Annotated in this window: 16 protein-coding genes; 6 read left to right on the top strand and 10 right to left on the bottom strand. The window is 66.7% G+C overall.

Annotated features, from left to right (window positions below; all coding sequences use genetic code 11):
• Nucleotides 1–32: 32 nt before the first annotated feature.
• The 8 genes from F8S13_13220 to F8S13_13255 all read right to left on the bottom strand — a co-directional run bounded on the left by F8S13_13220 (nt 33) and on the right by F8S13_13255 (nt 5361).
• Nucleotides 33–476, bottom strand: coding sequence for a cytochrome c maturation protein CcmE (locus tag F8S13_13220; protein ID KAB8142517.1), 444 nt, complete (start codon nt 474–476; stop codon nt 33–35).
• A gap of 9 nt (nt 477–485) precedes the next feature.
• Nucleotides 486–695, bottom strand: coding sequence for a CcmD family protein (locus tag F8S13_13225; GenBank protein ID KAB8142518.1), 210 nt, complete (start codon nt 693–695; stop codon nt 486–488).
• The gene (locus tag F8S13_13230) at nt 676–1707 is read right to left on the bottom strand and encodes a cytochrome C biogenesis protein (GenBank protein ID KAB8142519.1); all 1032 of its coding nucleotides are present in this window, start codon (nt 1705–1707) and stop codon (nt 676–678) included. Before F8S13_13230 ends, F8S13_13225 begins: the two co-directional genes overlap by 20 nt.
• A gap of 90 nt (nt 1708–1797) precedes the next feature.
• Nucleotides 1798–2130: a hypothetical protein gene (locus F8S13_13235; GenBank protein KAB8142520.1), complete on the bottom strand. Its 333-nt coding sequence runs from the start codon at nt 2128–2130 to the stop codon at nt 1798–1800.
• Nucleotides 2131–2667 (bottom strand): sigma-70 family RNA polymerase sigma factor, encoded by a 537-nt coding sequence (locus F8S13_13240; GenBank protein ID KAB8142521.1) that lies wholly within the window; start codon nt 2665–2667, stop codon nt 2131–2133.
• Between the two features lie 168 nt (nt 2668–2835).
• Nucleotides 2836–3561, bottom strand: coding sequence for a heme ABC transporter permease CcmB (locus F8S13_13245; GenBank protein KAB8142522.1), 726 nt, complete (start codon nt 3559–3561; stop codon nt 2836–2838).
• A 1-nt stretch (nt 3562) separates the two neighbouring features.
• On the bottom strand, nt 3563–4177 hold the full coding sequence (locus F8S13_13250) for an ABC transporter ATP-binding protein (GenBank protein ID KAB8142523.1): 615 nt from the start codon (nt 4175–4177) through the stop codon (nt 3563–3565).
• A gap of 20 nt (nt 4178–4197) precedes the next feature.
• Nucleotides 4198–5361 (bottom strand): site-2 protease family protein, encoded by a 1164-nt coding sequence (locus tag F8S13_13255; GenBank protein KAB8142524.1) that lies wholly within the window; start codon nt 5359–5361, stop codon nt 4198–4200.
• 196 nt (nt 5362–5557) lie between these two features.
• Here F8S13_13255 and F8S13_13260 point away from each other — a divergent pair, with 196 nt between their 5' ends.
• From F8S13_13260 to F8S13_13275, 4 genes are all read left to right on the top strand, one after another.
• Nucleotides 5558–7006: a HAMP domain-containing protein gene (locus F8S13_13260; protein KAB8142764.1), complete on the top strand. Its 1449-nt coding sequence runs from the start codon at nt 5558–5560 to the stop codon at nt 7004–7006.
• Nucleotides 6987–8774 (top strand): HAMP domain-containing histidine kinase, encoded by a 1788-nt coding sequence (locus F8S13_13265; protein KAB8142525.1) that lies wholly within the window; start codon nt 6987–6989, stop codon nt 8772–8774. The genes F8S13_13260 and F8S13_13265 overlap by 20 nt, the downstream gene beginning before the upstream one ends.
• Nucleotides 8775–8877: 103 nt before the next feature.
• Nucleotides 8878–9555 carry a metallophosphoesterase gene (locus tag F8S13_13270; GenBank protein ID KAB8142526.1) on the top strand — a complete coding sequence of 226 codons (678 nt, stop codon included), beginning with the start codon at nt 8878–8880 and terminating at the stop codon, nt 9553–9555.
• 164 nt (nt 9556–9719) lie between these two features.
• On the top strand, nt 9720–10643 hold the full coding sequence (locus tag F8S13_13275) for a DUF4032 domain-containing protein (protein ID KAB8142527.1): 924 nt from the start codon (nt 9720–9722) through the stop codon (nt 10641–10643).
• A gap of 74 nt (nt 10644–10717) precedes the next feature.
• Here F8S13_13275 and F8S13_13280 read toward each other — a convergent pair whose 3' ends face one another.
• Entirely contained in the window at nt 10718–11431 is a 714-nt protein-coding gene (locus F8S13_13280) for a trehalose utilization protein ThuA (protein ID KAB8142528.1), read from the bottom strand.
• A 429-nt stretch (nt 11432–11860) separates the two neighbouring features.
• Here F8S13_13280 and F8S13_13285 point away from each other — a divergent pair, with 429 nt between their 5' ends.
• Both F8S13_13285 and F8S13_13290 read left to right on the top strand, forming a co-directional pair.
• Nucleotides 11861–13294: a polymerase gene (locus F8S13_13285; GenBank protein KAB8142765.1), complete on the top strand. Its 1434-nt coding sequence runs from the start codon at nt 11861–11863 to the stop codon at nt 13292–13294.
• Between the two features lie 74 nt (nt 13295–13368).
• Nucleotides 13369–16035 carry a GAF domain-containing protein gene (locus F8S13_13290; GenBank protein ID KAB8142529.1) on the top strand — a complete coding sequence of 889 codons (2667 nt, stop codon included), beginning with the start codon at nt 13369–13371 and terminating at the stop codon, nt 16033–16035.
• Nucleotides 16036–16099: 64 nt separating this feature from the next.
• Here the strand turns inward: F8S13_13290 and uvrA are convergent, their stop codons facing one another.
• A complete protein-coding gene (gene uvrA / locus F8S13_13295) occupies nt 16100–18964 on the bottom strand; it encodes an excinuclease ABC subunit UvrA (GenBank protein KAB8142530.1) in 2865 nt (954 codons plus the stop codon).
• Nucleotide 18965: the final 1 nt, after the last annotated feature.

An 18965-nucleotide genomic window follows, 5' to 3' on the forward strand; every position in this document is an offset into this window, starting at 1 on the left:
TTTCTGGGGCGGGCGCGCACGCGCCGCAGCGCCTAGTTGGTCGGGTTTACCTTGATACCTTCGGGGTGCTGGCCCTCCATCTCCTGGTACTTGGATGGGCACTGCACCAGCATGTCGTCGGCCAGGAAGGCCTGCTTCTGCGCGTCATAGTGGCCGATCACCACGATGCTCACGGCCTGCTCGAAGTTGGACGGGCGCGGCTTGGGGTAGATCACCTTCACCAGCTTGCCGGTCTCATCCTGCAGGTCGAACACGAAGTTGTTCTGGGCGTCGTAGCCGCCGGTGGTGCCCAGGAAGCCCTTGAGCTGCACGCTGCGGGCGCTGGCCTCGGCCTCGGCGATGCTGGTGGTGTAGGGGCGGAAGGCGCTCTGCAGCCCGGCCCAGCCCAGGCCGATGGCCAGGGCGATCATGGCGAAGCCGATCAGGTGCAGCGGCTTGATGCTGATGCGTGGTCGCTCGATGGGTGCGGTTGCCATGGGGTGCTCCTAGCTCTTGGCCTCGGTGGGCGTGCGGGTCTCCAGGGTGGCCCGTGGGGCGGCTGGCTCGGCGGTGGGGGCCTGCTCGATCTTGCGACGCAGCTCGCGGGCCTGCCCGTCGATCCGCCACAGGTAGACGAAGATCGCCAGCCACACCACCAGCGCCACGGCCAGCGATGTGTAGATTGCGATGCTTGGGTTAGCTAGAAAGTCGCCCATGTGCTCTCTCCCGCTGGGCCAGCCACTCCGCGCCAAGCAGCAGGCGGGCGCGCAGCGTCATGAGCCAGACAAATAGGCCGGTGAAGCCAATGATGGATGCGAAGAAGGTCAGCAGCGTGCGGACATTGTTCAGGGTTCCGGTGCCGGGGGCCTCGATGTTCAGCTTGGCGGTGCCAGCGGCCACGTCGGCGTCCTCCAGGGCCAGCAGAAACTGCTGCCCGGCGAAGGTGGGGCGGTCGGCGGGCTTGCGCGGGCCGGGGTCGAAGGTGGGGGACAGCTGCTGGGCGGGCGCGCCTGGAGTGCGCACCTCCACCTCGGCGCGCACCATGCCCTGGTCCTCGCGCAGGCCCTTCAGCTCGATCACGTTGTCGCCCAGCTGGCCGATCTTCGCGCCGTTCAGGTTCAGCACCACGCCGCTGCACTTGCTGCCCTGCAGGAAGGCGCAGTTGGGGTGAAGCGAGCTGTCGGCCAGGCGCGGCGCGATGAACAGCAGGAAGGGCATGGTCACCAGGGCGAACAGGTTGTAGGCCGAGGAGAGCCGCCGCCTGCGGGTGTCGTCGTCGATGGCCGAGCGCAGCGCGAAGTAGGCCGCGTAGATCAGCAGCAGCACCAGGATGGAGGTCTCGCGCGGGTCCCAGTTCCAGAACACGCCCCAGGCGATCTGCGCGAAGATCGCGCCGGTGACAGTGGCCAGGATGCAGAAGAGGAAGCCTACCTCGGCGGCAGCCACGGCGTAGGCGTCGTGGGCGGGGCGGCGGCGCAGCAGGTAGAGCGCGCTGAACACGCCCGAGACGGTGAAGGCCAGCGAGGTGACCCAGGCCGTGGGCACGTGGATGATCACGATCCGACCGGCCTCGCCCAGCCCCTCGTACTGCGGGATGAGCGCGAACATGGCGATGATGACCCCGGCCATCCAGAGGCCCAAGATCAGCTTGGCCACCTGGGCCGCCCGCTCGCCGAGGCTAGGGCTGTGCGGGCCTGCGGGGGCCGCACGTGTCTGCGTGACTGTCATAGGTTCGTTTGTTGCCTTTGTGAAACTCGTGCATTCTATCACAATATTGGCAGCTGCGCTGCCAGTGTGGGCGGGCCTGCGGGCGCTGGGCTAGTGGTGGTGTGAGATCGGCGTGTGCGGCACGGCCAGCTGGCCCTGCTCGCTATGCCACGAGCCGATGGATGCGAAGGCGGCCTGCTGCTGGTAGCGCACCGGCTGCAGCAGCGGGGCCACCGGGCCTGCCGCGTGGGCATGGTCGCCCTGGTGGGCCAGCGGCGCGGCGTACAGCGCCAGCGCCAGCGCCGCCGCGCCCAGCGCGCTGCCCGCCTGGGCCATGGCGTGGCGCTGCCTGCGGCGGCGGTCGGCGGCGGCCAGCCGCTGGGCCAGCCGCTGGGCGAAGGCCGCGCGCGGCGGCTCGCGAAACTGCTCAAGAAAATCGCCCACCTACTTCTCCTCGTCCCACGCGGCGCGCAGCCGCTTGGTCACGCGGTGCAAAATGCTGCCCACGTTGCTCTCGCTCAGCCCGGTCAGCTGGGCGATCATGCGGTTGTTGAGCGATGCGCCGTACTTCATGGCCACCAGCTCGCGCTCGCGCTCGGCCAGGCCCGCCAGCAGTTCGCCCAGCCGCGCCATATCGCTGCGGCGCTGGGCCTCCTCCTCGGGGCTGCCGGGGGCGGCGTGGCCGTGGGCGGCCTCCAGCGGGGCCTCGTCGCGGCGCGCCCGCAGGTGGTCGATGCCCACGCGCTGGGCGATGGTGAACAGCCATGTGGAAAACGCGCCCAGATCGCTGCGGTAGCGCTCGCGGGCCACCCAGGCCTTCTCGAAGGTGGCGGCGGTCAGATCCTCGGCCAGCGCGCTATCGCCGAAGCGGTAGCGGAAGAAGTTGTAGACGCGCGGCAGCTGCTCGGCGTACACCGCGTCCCAATCGACCGGCTCGCTCTCGGCCGTTTGTCGCTTCAGTGCGCGCGACCACATGCTCATGCCTCATGATACGGATGGCTGAGAAAAGTATCACATACCATCGCCGCGATCTTTTCAAAATGCGAAAGGCCGCTTGTTCACAGCGCTTTCTGTATAAAAAGGATGCCGAGCGCAGGATCGCCGATGTTTTGCCCTTCGCGCCTTCGTGTCTTCGTGGTGAAAAGTGGGCTAGGCCTCCCAGACGCTGCGGAACAGGAACAGCGAGGCCACCACCAGCGCCAGCGTGAAGGCCAGCAGCACCTGGATGGAGCCAAGCCCGCCCGCCCAGGTCTCGCCCTGCAGCGCCAGGGCCGTGCCACGGATGGCGATCGCCATGGGCGGGATGATGATCGGGAAGGACAGCACGGCGAACAGCGCGCCCTTGGCGCTGGCCCGCGCGATGATTGCCGCGATCAGGGTGGTGGAGGCCACCAGTGCCAGATTGCCCGCCAGCAGCAGCGCGATCAGCAGGCCGGGGTTGCCCACCCGCACGCGCAGCATGGCCACGAACAGCGGCGCGGTCACCACATCCAGCGCCAGCAGCAGCACTAGGTTGAACAGCAGCTTGCCCACGAACACGGCCAGCGGCGGCGCGGCCAGCCGCAGCGCCAGCGCCGTGCGGCTCTCCTCCTCCTGCACGAAGGCGCGGGCCAGCCCGGTGAAGGCCGCGAACAGCAGCGCCAGCCACAGCAGCGCGGCATGGATCATGGGCAGGTCGGTGTTGGCCAGCGGCGCTATCGGCCCCACGCCCAGGCTGATCGCGATCACGCTGCTGACGGCGAACAGCAGCAGCGCGTTGATGGCGTAACGGGTGCGCAGCTCGGCGCGCATGTCTTTGCGGAAGACCGCCCACGCGGCGGGCCAGAGCGCAGGCTCGGCGTGGTGCGGCGTGTGGGTTGCCTGGGTCTGCTCCATGCTATACCCCCAGCCGCAGCAGATAGTCGCCGTGGCGCAGCTCGCGCTGGTCGTTGGTGGCGATCACGGCCACGCCGCGCTGGCGCTGGCGCTGGATGACCGACTCGACCAGCGCCGCGCCACGCTCATCCAGCATCACGGTCGGCTCATCTAGCAGCAGCACCGGCGGCTCGTGCAGCAGCGCGTAGGCGTACTTCAGCCGGTATGCCATGCCCGAGGAGAAGGTGGCCAGCAGGTCGTCGCCGCGACCGCCCAGCCCCACCTCGTCCAGCAGCCGCTCTAGCTCGGCGCGGCCACGGCGCAGCCCGCGCACGCTGGCGAAGAAAGCCAGATTCTCCAGCGCGGTCAGCTCGCGGTAGAGCTGGAGGTCAGGCGCGACCCAGCCCACCAGCCCGCTGGCCGCCTCGGGGCGGTAGCGCGCCCCATCCACAATATAGGCCACGCTGCCGCCCGATGGGCGCTGCAGGCCGCACAGCACCCGCAGCAGCGAGCTTTTGCCGCTGCCATTGGCCCCAGCCACCACCAGCACCTCGCCCTGGCGCAGGCTCAGCGAGATGTGCTCCATCACGCGGCGCGGGCCATAGTCGATCGTCACATGCTCAAGCTCAAGCTGCATTTCGCAAACCTATCTCAGAATCAGGCTCCCACGGTGCGAAGCGGATCGGGCATAAACAGCAGCACAAACAGCACCAGCCCGATCACGGCCAGCGCGCGGTGCCAGAACCCCAGCGGCTCGATGTCGTTGAGCGGGGCGGGGTGCTTCGGCCCGATCAGCAGGATCATCGCGCCCCAGATCAGCCAGCTGGCGCTCTGGGTCACGCCCAGCACCGCGCACAGCGCCAGCATGCCGTAGGCCAGCCAGTCGGCCCAGCGCCCCAGCAGCGCGTAGGCCACATGGCCGCCATCTAGCTGGCCCACCGGCAGCATGTTGATCATCGTCACCAGCAGGCCGATCCAGGCGGCCATGGCCACGGCGTTCAGCTGCACATCCGCGCCGCCCGCCGTGGGCAGCCACTGGCCGTGCACGGCGTACTTGAGCAGGGCATAGAGGATCGAATTGCCCTCCTGCAGGTAGCCGTGGGCCAGCATGTCGGGTGTGGGGCTGGCCACGGGCGATGTGGCCAGGCCGTAGAGCAGCAGCGGGATGGCCACCGCCAGCCCGGCCAGCGGCCCGGCGACGCCGATCTCCAGCACGCTGCGGCGATCCTCCATTGGCTCGCGCTGCACGATCACCGCGCCCATGGTGCCGGTGAAGGTGATGATGCCAAAGGGCGTGGGGATGGGCGGGATGGGGATGAAGTAGGGTAGGCTCACCGGGGCCTGGCGCAGCCGCCCGACCACGTAGTGGCCCATCTCGTGGGCAAACAGGATGCCCATGAGCGTGGCGGCGAACGGCAGCCCGCCCAGCAGCAGCCCTGGGCTGGCCAGCAGCAGCCCTGGGCTGGCGGCCAGCTCGGGGTGCGCGCTGATCGCGCCGGTGAGCAGCACCGTGGCCAGGGTGAGCACGAACAGCAGCGCGGGCAGCCCCAGCCGTGGCGGCGTGCGCACCACCACCCCCGGCATGGCCAGCAGCTCGTGCTGCCCGTGGTCGCGGCGCAGGAACGGCGTGAAGCCGACCTGCTCGACTCGCGCGCGGATCTGGCGGTAGCCCGCCGCGCTGGTGTCGCCCACCGCACCACGCAGCAGCAGGCTGCCCCGCGCATCCCACGACCAGCTCTCTATCTCCATCAGGCCCCCGAGCGCGGCGCTCACATGCGCTGCGGCGTTGGCCTGCTCGGTCTGTTCAATCGCTGCGCCCAAACCTGCTCTCCCTCTTCACCCAGCCCTGCGCGGGCTGGTGATACGAAGCCGTCTATGGCTTCCCGAAGCCACGCCAGTATACCACGCTCACTGTACTCTCACCCCTGGCGATTTTGCATCTTGCTATAATGCAGCTGCACACGATCCTTCCATCGGTGCTGCAATTCTAGCTTCTGGTGCACCTATGAACTTTGCGATCTCGCTCCGCCAGCGCCTGACGATCTCCTACATTAGCTTCTTCGCAGCCGCCCTGATTGTCCTCGATATCGGCCTCTACCTGCTGGTCTGCCAGGCGATGATGAGCAGCGTGGACAACGAGCTGCGGCTGGGCGCGCAGCTGGTGCAGCAGGATTTCACCACCAGCAACGAGTCGTTCCAGGTCTACTATGGGCCGCGCCGCTTGCTGCCGCCGCCCTCGATCAGCGATTTCGGCGGCACCAACCTGTTTGTGCAGATCTACCGCCAGGATGGCGAGCGGGTCGCGCTCTCCTCGAACATGCCCGAGTCGCTGGTGCCCGACCTTGAGCTGGACAGTAAATCATTCCAGGCGGCCATGGGCAACACAGCGGTGGCCCACACCGCGCTGCATGGCACCGTGCGCATGCGCGAGTGGGTGATGCCGCTCACCTTCCGGGGCGAGGTCGTGGGCGTCATCCAGGTGGTGCGCTCCATGCGCGAGATCGACGAGGTGCTGCAGCTGTTCGCCTACTCGCTGCTGGGCGGCGGCCTGATCGTGCTGATCGCCGCCGCGCGGGGTGGCGCGTGGCTCACCAGCGCGGCCTTCATGCCGATCAACGAGATCGCTGACACCACCCAGAGCATTGTGCGTGCCGAGGACTTGACCCGCCGCGTGCCTGTGCCCGTGGCTCAGGATGAGCTGCACCGCCTGACGCTCACCATCAACGACATGCTGGCGCGCCTCGACCAGCAGTTCCAGGCCCAGCGCCGCTTCATCGCCGATGTCTCGCACGAGCTGCGCACGCCGCTGGCTGCCATGCGCGGCAATATCGAGGTGCTCGATCGCGGTGCCGCGCGCGACCCCGCGCTGCTCTCCGAGTCGCTGGCCGACATGCGCAGCGAGGTCAACCGGCTCATTCGCCTAGTGAACGACCTGCTGCTGCTGGCCCAGAGCGAGTCGGGGCTGGAGATGCGCCACGAGCCGGTGGAGCTGGACACGCTGCTGCTGGAGGTGCACCGTGAGCTGCGCCCGCTGGCGCTGGGCGTCACGCTGCGGCTGGGTAGCGAGGATCAGGTGAGCGTGATGGGCGACCGCGACCGGCTGAAGCAGGCCCTGCTGAATCTGGCGGTGAATGCCATCCAGCACACCCCATCCGGCGGCAGCGTGACGCTGAACCTAGCCTCGCAGGGCGAGTTTGCCGCGATCAGCGTGGTGGACACCGGCTACGGCATCGCCCCCGAGGATCTGCCCCATATCTTCGAGCGCTTCTACCGCGCCGATCAGGCCCGCACGCGGGTGCGTGGCGGCGCGGGCCTGGGGCTCTCGCTGGTGCACTGGATAGCTGACGCCCACGGCGGCACAGTGAGCGTCGAGAGCACCATGGGCGCGGGCAGCACCTTCACCCTGCGCATCCCGCGCATCCCGACACCCCTGGCGATTGTTGTGGATGACGAAGCAGAAATATAAGCAGGTTGCACAGCTGACATTTTTTTTAGATAACAGCGCAACCCAACGATGGGCGCTATCGATAGGGAAATGCCTGTGCTATAATACCCAAACTTCAATTATCCGTGGGCGTGAACCTATTGCGGAAAAGCGTATGCGCGAGTCGCGTCCTATCCTCAGCCCTTCGATGGATGTTGTCTGGGTTCAGCGGCACACTATGGTCAACCGCGCGATGCTGGGCGGCGGCCTTACCCTTGCTGCCCTGGGAATCGCAGGTCTGCTCAATCAGCCAATGCAAGCTCTTGAGATGTCAATTTCCCCGTCGGTGGCGCTGCTGGCGAGCGCTATCTGGCTGCTGGCGGCCTATCTGTTTGGCCGTTTCCAGCAGGCGGCGCTCAGCGGGTGGATGCTGGTGGTATTCTGCGTGGGCTGGTGGTCGCTGGCCATGTATATGCTGCCTAGCTATATGCTGGCGCTGCTGCCCGCCGCGCTGCTGCCTGTCGCCCTCGCCGGGCTGCTGCTGAACCGCACCTCGCTGGTGGCCACGGCGGCGCTGACGGTCGGCCTGCTGTGGCTGCTGGCCTCGGGGGCGCTGCCGCCTGCCGCGCTGGCCCAGCCTGGGCTGCCGCTGACCGAGTCCCAGTTTGCCATGGCTGTGGTCAGCTGCGCCACCGTGCTGCTCATGCTTATGCTGCTGCCCATGCGCACCGCGCAGATCGCGCTCACCCGCCAGATCGCCGACCGCGATGCGGCCCAGGCCCGCCTGCTGCAGGCCAGCGCCACAATCGAGCGCGAGCGCGATGCCGCACGGGTCTATAGCCAGCACCAGGCCGCGCACCTCGATCAGGTGGCGTGCAAGCTCCGCGATGGCCTGATCGCCATCGACGCCAGCGGCAATGTGACCCACGCCAACGCCATGGCCCGCCAGATCTACGCCGACATCACCCGCCAGCCCGACGCGGTGTTCTCGCTCAAGGCGCTTGAGTCAGCCCTGGCCGCCTCATCCGAGGGGCTGGGCCAGGTCGAGATCGTGCCGCTGCCCGCGCAGGGCCTGGCCGCCGAGGCTTCCTTCACCCACGTGCTGATCGACCACCGCGATGAGGCCCGGCTCGCCCGCCTGCGCGGCGAGCTGCTGGGCATGCTGGCCGACGAGATGCGCAACCCGCTCACATCCATGGTCACGGCGCTCGACCTGACCCTGGGCCAGCGCAACCTGCCCGAGGAGGCCGACCGCGTGCTGATCGGCGCGCGCCAGAGCGGCCAGCGCCTGCTGGAGCTGGTGACGATGCTGCTAGAGATCGGGCAGCTGGAAAAGAACCCGGCGGTGCTGCGCCGCTCGCAGCTCGCGCTCTCGCGTGTGATCGAGAGCGGGATCGCCCAGATGTCGCCCATGGCCCAGCGCGGCGCGATCACGGTCTCGGTCGAGCACGCAGGCGAGAGCGTGATCGCCATCGACAGCGAGCGTCTGCAGCGCGCCTTCTGCTACCTGCTGGAGCAGGCGCTGCGCCAAAGCCCGCCCTACAGCGTGGTGCAGGTGCGCACCCGCCGCGCCGAGGCCAACCTGGTGGTGCAGATCGTGGATCAGGGCGCGGGCCGCGTGGCCCAGCAGAGCGAGCAGATCTTCCGCAAGGATACCCGCGACCGCAGCATCACCTCGCTCGGCCTGATCTATAGCAAGCTGGTGATCGAGGCTCACGGCGGGCGAGTCTGGGCCGAGAGCACCGGCGGCCAGGGCAGCGTCTACAGCTTCTCGCTGCCGGTGCATCGGCAAGAGCTGGTTGCGCCATAGGCGGGGGTATCGGCATGGCTGGATATGTGTTATACTAACACCAAGAGATGCGAGGGAGCTTTGTGCTATCCCTCGCTTTTTTTGCGTAGCAGCGGGCGAAACAATGCAGTTTCTCACAGTGAGCGACGAGGTTGTTCCGGCGGTCTACAGCTTGAATATCAAAGAGCGATTTTCGCAAGTGCAGATCGTTCTGGGCTGCGGCGACCTTCCGTATTACTACCTTGAATTTATTGTCACCATGCTGGGCCTGCCGTGCTTCTACGTCTATGGCAACCACGATACCGTGGAGCAGACATCGGGCGGCGAAGTGCTGTATGGCGCACGTGGATGTACGCTGGTTGAAGATCGCGTGATCAATCACCAGGGCTGGCTTATCGGTGGGCTGGGCGGCAGCATCCGCTACAACGATGACGAGGCCCCCCAGTACACCGACCAGCAGATGCTGATGCGGATCTGGAAGATGACCCCGCAGCTGCTGCTGAACAAAGTGCGGCATGGTCGCCATATCGACATTTTGCTCACCCACTCGCCGCCGATTGGGATCCATAATGGCCCAGATCGGCCACATCGCGGGTTCAAGGCGTTTCTGAACTTCATGGATCGTTTCCAGCCGCGCTATCTGATCCATGGTCACATCCATCGGTCCTATGGCTTTAGCCCGGTGACAGAAACGCGCTATAAGGATACACTGGTGGTAAACACTGCGGGGCACCGCCTGCTTACCGCCCAGCTTGGCAATGAGGCACCAACGTCATCAACGCTCGATGGCAAAATTATCTGATCGTACTTCGGCCTGCGTGCTATGGCGCGCAGCATAGGTGTCATTGATGCACTACATTGTTGCGTGTCGAACCGTTTGGCCGATAGATTCTTCTGCGAAACGGCTTGCCAGCGTTGGCGGCTACCGGCATCGTTGTCCGGCGTAGCTGATTCGGGAGAGAATCTATGGACAACACCTATATCTCACGCGTCGCGCAGGAAGATTTTAAAGACGCGCGGCGTAAAGCGTTTTTCTCTGAGCTACTTGATACGCTGCGGCGGCGGCCTAATGAGCTGCTCTCGTTCGATGATGTCCGCATGCGGCTCAATATCCGTGCTCAGCGCTACCTCGGTCACCAGACCGTGCCGCTCGCCAATATTGTGGGGAGCGAGGGCCGCTATAGCGATTTCGACCGCCAGTTTCTGCCCCGCACCGATGCCATCCGCAACCGCTGGAGCAATATCGACCGCGCCATGATCCAGTCGGTCGCCCTGCCCCCGATCGAGCTGTACAAGATCGGCGATGTCTACTTTGTGCGTGATGGCAACCACCGTGTGTCGGTGGCCCGCCAGCAGGGCGCGCTCTTCATCGATGCCTTTGTCACCGAGATGGTGGTGGATGTGCCGCTTGAGGCGGATCTCTCGGTGCGCGACCTGATGCTGAAGGAAGAGTACAGCGATTTTCTTGAGTGGACCGATCTGGCCGAGCTGCGCCCCGACCAGCGCATCGAGTTCAGCGAGCCGGGCGGCTATCTGCAGCTGGTGCGGCATATCAATGCCCACCGCTACTATATGGGCCTTGAGCGCGACGAAGAGGTGCCGCGCGATGAGGCGGTGGGCGACTGGTACGACAGCGTCTACCTGCCGATCGTGCAGGTCATCCGCGAGCAGGGCGTGCTGCGCGCCTTCCCAGGCCGCACCGAGGCCGACCTGTACCTCTGGATCATGGATCACCGCTGGTTCACCCGCGAGCGGATCGGCTACGACCCTGGCCCCACCGATGCCACCACCGATTATGTGGCCCAGTTTGGCCGCCGGTCGCTTGGGGCGGCGGTGGGCGATGCCTTCCGCAGCGCGCTCTCGCGCCTGCGGCTTGTCCCGCTTTCTTAGGCGGTAGGCTGTATGGCAGCGGCCCAGGCTTCACATAAAGCCTGGGCCGCTGTTTTTGCCACGCGGCGGGCTGCCTAGCGCGGCTGGTAGTTGCCAAACGTGGGCTTGGGGCCGTCGGCGGGGGCCGCCCAGCGCACCGCGTTGGCGATCACCTGGCGGATCTGCGGGTTGTAGTAGGTCGGGAAGCTCTCGTGGCCGGGGCGGAAGTAGAAGATCTTGCCGCGCCCGCGGGTGTAGCAGCAGCCGCTGCGGAACACCTCGCCGCCGGTGAACCAGCTGACCATCACCAGCTCGTCGGGCTGGGGGATGTCGAAGAACTCGCCGTACATCTCCTCGTTGGCCAGCTCGATGCACTCGGGCAGGCCTGCGGCGATCGGGTGGCCCGGCTGCACGATCCAGATCCGCTCTTTGTCCTCGGCCTCGCGCCACTTCAGGTCGCAGGTGGTACCCATCAGCTTGCGGAAGATCTTCGAGAAGTGGCCCGAGTGCAGCACGATCAGGCCCATACCCTCAAGCACGCGTTTGTGCACCTTGGCCACCACCTCGTCGCCTACCTCGTGGTGGGCCATATGCCCCCACCAGATCAGCACATCGGTCTTGGCCAGCACCTCGTCGGTGAGGCCGTGCTCTGGCTCATCCAGCGTGGCGGTGCCCACGTCGAAGCCGTGCTGGCTCAGGCCCTCGGCGATCGCGCCGTGGATACCTTCTTTATAGAGCTGGCTGGCGGGGTGCCGATCGTCCTTTTCGTGGCGGAACTCGTTCCAGACGGTAACATGCAACACACTCATTGTGTTTCTTTCTGCTGTGGTGCGAAGAACCCGACGCACGCTAGTATAGGCAGCGCCGATCGGGCCGTCAACAGACGCGGGATGGATATGTAGGATTGCGGTTGATGCTACGACGGCCGTACATATCGCAGGGGTACATACCACAACTGCTGCTATTTCGCCAATGAATTGCTGGTGTCAGGCCGTTGCGTGCGGACGCGCCTTTTGGTAAACTGGCCACGCAAAAGCTGCTGTGCAGCTTGCGCAGTTTGGCGCCAAGTCGCGTGAATGCTGCTACGCCTGTGCATCACCGCCACGTGTACCTGAGAAAAGAAACATACTTGTACGTATGATATGTTGTAGTAAAATAGATCTGCTGGTGTGTCGGCCAGCGACCCTGAAGATGGTGCTGGGCCTGTGAAAACGCTCTCGACTGGTTGGCGTCTCCACATCGCCGATACGCTACGGACAAATCGACTCGCGCAGAATCTGCTGATCGCCGTTGCCGCCATCGTGGTGGGGCTGCTGGCGGGCGCGCTGGTGGTCTTTGCCCCGTTCTGGCTTGGGTTTGCCCTTCTCATCGCGCTGGCGCTGGGCTACGCGCTGCTGCGCAGCACCAACTTTGGCCTGGCAGGCGCGCTGTGCATCGCGATCGTGCTGCCTTTTGGCACCCTGCCCTTCAAGGCGGTGGTCACCCCGCAGCTGCTGGAGCTGGTGCTGCTGGCGCTGATGGGCGTGTGGCTGCTGCGCCTGATGGTGACGCCTGAGGCGACCCTGCAGCTTTCCCCACTTGGGCTGCCGGTGATCGGCTTCTTGGGCCTGACGCTCTTCTCATTTATCCTTGGGTCGAACGGAAGCCCGGACTCGCTGCTGCTGCATAACTACTTTAAGTTTGTGCTGGCGGTGCTCTTTTTTTTCAGCATCACCAACTGTGTGCGCAGCATCGGGCAGGCTCAGTTTGTGCTGCGCTGCCTGATCATCCTCGGCGTGGTGGCGGCGCTGATCGGCCTGGTGCTGTTCGCGCTGCCCAACGATCTCTCCGAGCGGCTGCTGGTCGCGCTTGGCCGCTTCGGCTACCCGACCGAAGGGCGTGTGCTGCGCTTCGTGAACGATGATATCTATGGGGTCGAGCGGGCGATCGGCCTGGGCGTCGACCCCAACAGCTTTGGGGGCATGCTGTCGCTGGTGGGGGCTATCGCGGCCACCCAGGCGGTGGCCGAGCGCCCCACGCTGCCGCGCTGGGCCAGCATCCTGGCCGCGCTGCTGATCGCGGGGGTGACGTTCCTCACGCAGTCGCGCGGGGCGCTGGGCGGCCTGGTGGTGGGCGTGGCGTTTGTGGCGGTGGTGCGCTACCGTCGGCTGCTGTGGCCGATGCTGGGCGCGGCGCTGGCGGGCGTGGTGCTCTACACGGCCTTCGGCATTGGCAGCTCGTTTGTCACCCGCGTGGTCGAGGGCCTGCAGTTCCGCGATCTGGCCAACCAGATGCGGCTGGCCGAGTTTCGCAATGCTCTTGCGGTCATCCAGGCCTACCCGGTGTTTGGCATCGGCTTCGGCAGCGCCCCCGAGCTTGATCTGGTGGCCGGGGTCTCCAGCATCTACCTGGCCATGGGCCAGCGGATCGGCCTGGTGGGCCTGGGCGCATTTCTTGTGGTTGTGGCCATCTGGTTTCGCCATGTGCACCGCGCGAGCCAGGCGGCGTTTCGTCGGCAGGATGTTGCGATCGGCGGATGGCTGCTGGCGCTTGAGGCCGGTGTGGTCGCCGCGCTGGCCGTGGGCGTGCTAGACCATTATTTCTTTAATATTGAGTTTAGCCATATGGCGACGCTGCTCTGGGGGACGATTGGTCTGGGGATGGCACTCGAATCGATGAGTGCAGAGAATTAAGCTCCTGGAATCGATACATCAACCCACTACTTCAGGACGCTCGTATTCAGCGGACGGCTGCCCCGGGAGGCGCAATGGTTGAGACCAAACAACCAAGTGGTGAGACACACCCACAGATCTACCGCCGTTGGCTCAGTGTGATGTATGCGGCCTTTGCGCTGGCGCTCTTGCTGCTTGCCACGATCCAGCGCTCAGAGCTGTTTGTAGGCGTTCAAAGTTCGCTCGTTCTTCTCGTCATTCTTATCATCGCGACGGTCTTCACCGCTGTGCGGGTGGGCCGAGGGCGCGCGCTACACATCTCCACCGTGGTGCTGCTTGCGGTCGACGCCCTTGCGGCGCTCGGCCTCGTCGCGGCCACCGGGGGCTACGACTCGAGCCTGTGGGTTGGTCTGCTGCTGGTCTCTACCGCCGCCCCGCTGCTGCTGCCCGAGCGCTGGGCCGCCGGCATGCTGATCGCGGTGTGGCTGAGCTATGGTCTCTTCCTCTTCGGCGTGCCGCGCGAGATGCTCTCGGAGATGCTGCTGGCCTACCTGCTGCGCGTGGTGGGCATCGCGCTGATCGCGCTGGTGCTGCACCGCGCCCTGTCGTCGGAGGAGACCCTGCGGCTGCGGGCCGAGCGGCGCGAGCACGTGCTGCACGAGTTTCTGGAGCTGTCGGCGCGCATCCGCGTGTCGAATGGCTCGGATGCCATCCTGGAGGAGGTGGCACGCACCGTGCAGTCCGGTGGCGATTTTAACTGCGTGACGCTGAACCGGATCGACTCTGCCGCCGACACCTTCACGGTAGTGGTGGCCTATGGTGCCAGCGGGCGGCGGCTTACCTCGGTCGAGGGCCTCTCGTTCCCGTGGGACCAGTTCTCGGCCCAGCTGTGCGAGCCAAACCGCGTGGGCACCGCCGCCTATCGGCTTGAGACCCTGCCCTTCCGCTCGCTGCACGATGAGCAGCACCTAGTGCTGCCGATCATCAGCCAGAAGGGCATCGAGGGCATGCTCACCGTCTCGAACAGCGCCGATCAGCAGGCGGTGCTCGACGAGTCGCAGCTGCTGCTGGAGCTGCTGGCCAACCAGGCCTCGGCGGTGATCGATAACAGCAGCCTCTACGCCAACCTTGAGCAGCGCGTGGCCGACGCCACCGTGACGATCACGCAGAGCCGTGAGGATCTGGCCGCCGCGCGCGACCGCGCCGAGACGCTGTACCAGATCGTGCGCACCCTGGCCCGCACGCTGGACGAGCGCGAGGTGATCACCGAGTCGTTCACGCTGGTGCGCGAGGCCATCCACGCCGACTGGGGCGGCATCCTGCTGCTAGAGCCGAACACCGGGCATCTGGCCATCCGCACCGGCTGCGAGGGCCTGCGCGGGCCGGTGTTCGAGCGCCTGCAGGAGATGTGCGGCCTCGTGATCGCGCAGCGCCGCGTGCTGGTGGTGGATGATACGCGCCAGGACGTGCGCTGGCCGAGCGGCGGCGATGAGAACACCACCGCCCTGCTGCTGGTGCCCATGGTGCTCGACACCGAGCCGCTGGGCGCGCTGGTGCTTGGCTCGCGCACCCCAGGTGCGTTTAGCGCCGACCACGCCCAGCTGGCGCTGGCCGCCAGCGGCCAGATTGCGGTGGCCTTCTCGAAGGCGCAGCTCTACCGCTACACCAGCGAGCAGAGCGAGCAGCTGAGCCACACCCTGCTGCTGCGCGAGGCCGAGATCAGCAAGAATCAGGCGCTGCTGCACTCGATCGGCGAGGGCGTGGTGCTGTGCGACCGCCTCGATCGTATCACCATGATCAACCCCGCCGCCGAGGATATGCTGGCGATCAAGGCCGAAGCCTTCCAGGGCCGCCGCCTCAGCGAGCTTCCTGGCGTGCTGCAGGGGCCGAGCGACGATAAGCAGAGCGGCTACGAGCAGCTCTCGATCGGTAGCCACACCCTGCGCGCCCACTTCACGCCGGTGCTCTCCTCCATGGGCGAGCAGCTGGGCACCGTGGTGGTCTACCACGACATCACCCGCGAGGTGATGACCGACAAGCTCAAGAGCACCTTCCTGGCCACCGCCTCGCACGAGCTGCGCACGCCGCTCACATCCATCCGCGGCTACGTCGATCTGCTGCTGCTGGGCACGATTGGCCCGCTCACCCAGCCGCAGCGCGACTTCCTCAAGGTGGTGAAGCACAACGTCGGCCAGCTAGTCGATCTGATCGACGACATCCTGGATGTCTCGAAGGTGGAGGCGGGCGAGGTGCGGCTGCGGCGGGCCATGATCGACCCAGGCGAGCTGATCTACGAGGTGGCCGAGTCGCTGTACACTGGCTTCGCCGAGAAGTCGATCGCGCTGGCGCTGGATGTCGCGCCCGACCTGCCGATGGTGATGGCCGACCGCCAGCGCATCCGGCAGGTGGTGGTGAACCTGCTGGGCAACGCCTGCAAGTACACCCCCGAGGGCGGCAAGGTGGATGTGCTGGCCTACGTGCACAACGAAGAGTTCCGGGTGGATGTGCGCGACACCGGCGTGGGCATCGCCAGCGAGGCGCAGCCCTACATCTTCACCCCGTTCTTCCGCGCCGACAACCCGCTGCGCGATGCGGCGGGCGGCACCGGCCTGGGTCTGAGCATCACCAAGACGCTGGTAGAGCTGCACGGCGGGCGGATCTGGTTCGAGAGCAACGAGGGTGCTGGCTCGGTCTTCTCGTTCTCGCTGCCGCTGCAGGGCTACGAGTGGTCGCAGCCCGAGTGGCTGGAGGAGCAAGTCTAGAAGATAGCGCCAAAAACAGCAGTAGGGAGCGCATGGGGAAAGCCATGCGCTCCCTTTTTTGTGGCTAGAGCACGCTGCGCAGCCAGCGCCCGGTGTGTGACTCGGGCACCTGCGCCACCTGCTCGGGGGTGCCTGCGGCCACGATCTGGCCGCCCTGGTCGCCGCCCTCAGGCCCTAGGTCAAGGATGTAGTCGGCGGTCTTGATCACATCGAGGTCGTGCTCGATCACCAGCACGGTGTTGCCCGCATCCACCAGGCGCTGCAGGATCTGGATGAGCCGCTCGATGTCGGCGATGTGCAGCCCCGTGGTTGGCTCGTCCAGGATGTAGAGCGTGCGCCCGGTGGCGCGTCGACCAAGCTCGGCGGCCAGCTTGATGCGCTGGGCCTCGCCGCCCGAGAGCGTGGTGGCCGACTGGCCCAGCCGCACGTAGCCCAGCCCCACATCGCGCAGGGCCAGCAGCTTCTCGGCGATCTGGGGGTGGCGCTCGAAAAACGCCGCCGCCTCGTCGACGGTCATGTCCAGCACCTCGGCGATGGTGCGCCCTCGGTAGCGGATGTCGAGCGTCTCGCGGTTGTAGCGCGCGCCGCCGCAGACCTCGCAGGGCACGTAGAGGTCGGGCAGAAACTGCATCTCGACTTGGATGAGGCCCTCGCCGTGGCAGTGCTCGCAGCGCCCGCCCTTCACGTTGAACGAGAAGCGGCTGGCGTCGTAGCCGCGCGCCTTGGCCTCGGGCGTCTGCGCGAACAGCTGGCGGATGGGGTCGAAGACCTTGGTGTAGGTGGCCGGGTTGGATCGTGGCGTGCGGCCAAGCGGTGCCTGGTCGATGTCGATGACCTTGTCGAGCTGCTCGATGCCCATGATCGCGTCGTGCTCGGCGGGGCGCTGCTTGGCCCCGTACAGCTCTTGGGCGAGCCGTGGGTACAGCGTGTCGTTGACCAGGGTCGATTTGCCTGAGCCGCTGACCCCTGTCACCGCGATGAATGTGCCCAGCGGCAGCCGCGCGTCGATACCCTTGAGGTTGTGGCCGCGTGCGCCCTGGATCTGCAGCCACGCGCCGCTGCCGCCGCGCCGGGTGCGCGGGGTGGCGATCTTGCGCCTGCCGCTGAGGAACTGGCCCGTGATCGAGTCGGCGTTTTGCTCGACCTCGGCCACGCTGCCGCAGGCTACCAGCCTGCCGCCGTGCTCGCCTGCCCCCGGCCCGATATCCACTAGCACATCGGCGGCGCGGATGATCGTCTCGTCGTGCTCGACCACCAGCACGCTGTTGCCCAGGTCGCGCAGCCGCAGCAGCGTCGCCAGCAGCCGCTGGGTGTCGCGCGGGTGCAGCCCGATCGACGGCTCGTCGAGCACGTAGAGCACGCCCGATAGCCCCGCGCCGATCTGGGTGGCCAGCCGGATGCGCTGCGACTCGCCGCCCGAGAGCGTGGTCGCTCCACGGTCGAGCGTCAGGTAGACCAGCCCGACATCCAGCAGGAAGGCCAGCCGCCCCAGGATCTCGCGCAGGATCGGCGCGGCGATGGTGCGCTGGCGGGCCGACCCCAGCCCGTCGCCCTGCTGCAGCGCCCTGGCCCAGCCCAGCGCCTGATCGATCGGCATGGTCGCGACCTGCGCGATCGTGCTGCCCGCCACGGTCACCGCCAGCACCTCGGGGCGCAGCCGTGCGCCGCCGCACGCGGGGCAGGTGCGCGGCGTCATGTACGGCTCCAGCTGGCTGCGCTCGTCGTCGCTGGCCTCGGCCAGGCGGCGGCGCAGGCTGGGGATGACCCCCTCGAACGGGGCGGCGGACTCGTGCTGCTCGCCGCGCAGCTGGTAGCGCAGCAGGATGGGCGCGGCGGTGCCGTGCAGCAGCGCGTCGAGCTGCTCGGGGGCCAGCGCGCTCACCGGCGCGGCGGGGGAGAAGCCCATGTGCTCGGCCAGCGAGCGCACTAGGTCGTCGTAGTAGCGGCGCTGGGCTTTGGGTGCGGCCTGCCAGGGCGCGATCGCGCCGCCCGCCAGGCTGATCTCGCGGTTGGGGATCACCAGCGCGGGGTCGAACTCGCTGGCGATGCCCAGCCCGTCGCAGGTGGGGCATGCGCCCTGCGGATTGTTGAACGAGAAGGCGCGCGGCTCCATGGGCGGCAGGTTGACCGAGCCATGCACCGGGCAGGCGTACTGCTCGGAGAAGGTCTGCTCGGCCCCGCCGACCACCTGCGCCGACAGCGCGCCCCCGCCGAGCTTGAGCGCGGTTTCCACCGAGTCGGCCACGCGCGTGCGGTCGGGGTGATCGCCAACGGGCGCGGTCGGGTCGGCGTGGCGTATGATCAGGCGGTCGACTACGGCCTCGATCGTGTGCGGCTTCTGCCGATCCAGCGCGATCGGCTCATCTAGCTCGCGCACCTCGCCATCCACGCGCACGCGCACGAACCCCTGCCTGCGGGCATTTTCTAGCACCTGGGCGTGCTCGCCCTTCTGCTGGCGCACCAGCGGGGCCAGCACCAGCAGCCGCGTGCCGTCGGGCATGCCCAGCAGCGCGTCGATGATCTGCTGGGCGGTCTGCCGCGCTAGCTTCCTGCCGCAGATCGGGCAGTGCGGCTCGCCGACGCGGGCGAAGAGCAGCCGCAGGAAGTCGTAGATCTCGGTGACGGTGCCCACCGTCGAGCGCGGGCTGCGGCTGCCGCTCTTCTGGTCGATGGCGATGGCTGGCGAGAGGCCCTCGATCGCGTCGACGTCGGGCTTGTTCAGCTGGCCCAGAAACTGGCGCGCATAGGCCGAGAGCGACTCGACATAGCGGCGCTGGCCCTCGGCGAAGATCGTATCGAAGGCCAGGGTCGATTTCCCCGACCCCGACAGCCCGGTGATCACGACCAGTTTGCGCTTGGGGATGCGGATGTCGATGTTTTTGAGGTTGTGCTCGCGCGCGCCATGGACGACGATGGCATCATCAGACATA

This window comes from Chloroflexia bacterium SDU3-3, from assembly GCA_009268125.1.
GTDB lineage: Bacteria > Chloroflexota > Chloroflexia > Chloroflexales > Roseiflexaceae > SDU3-3.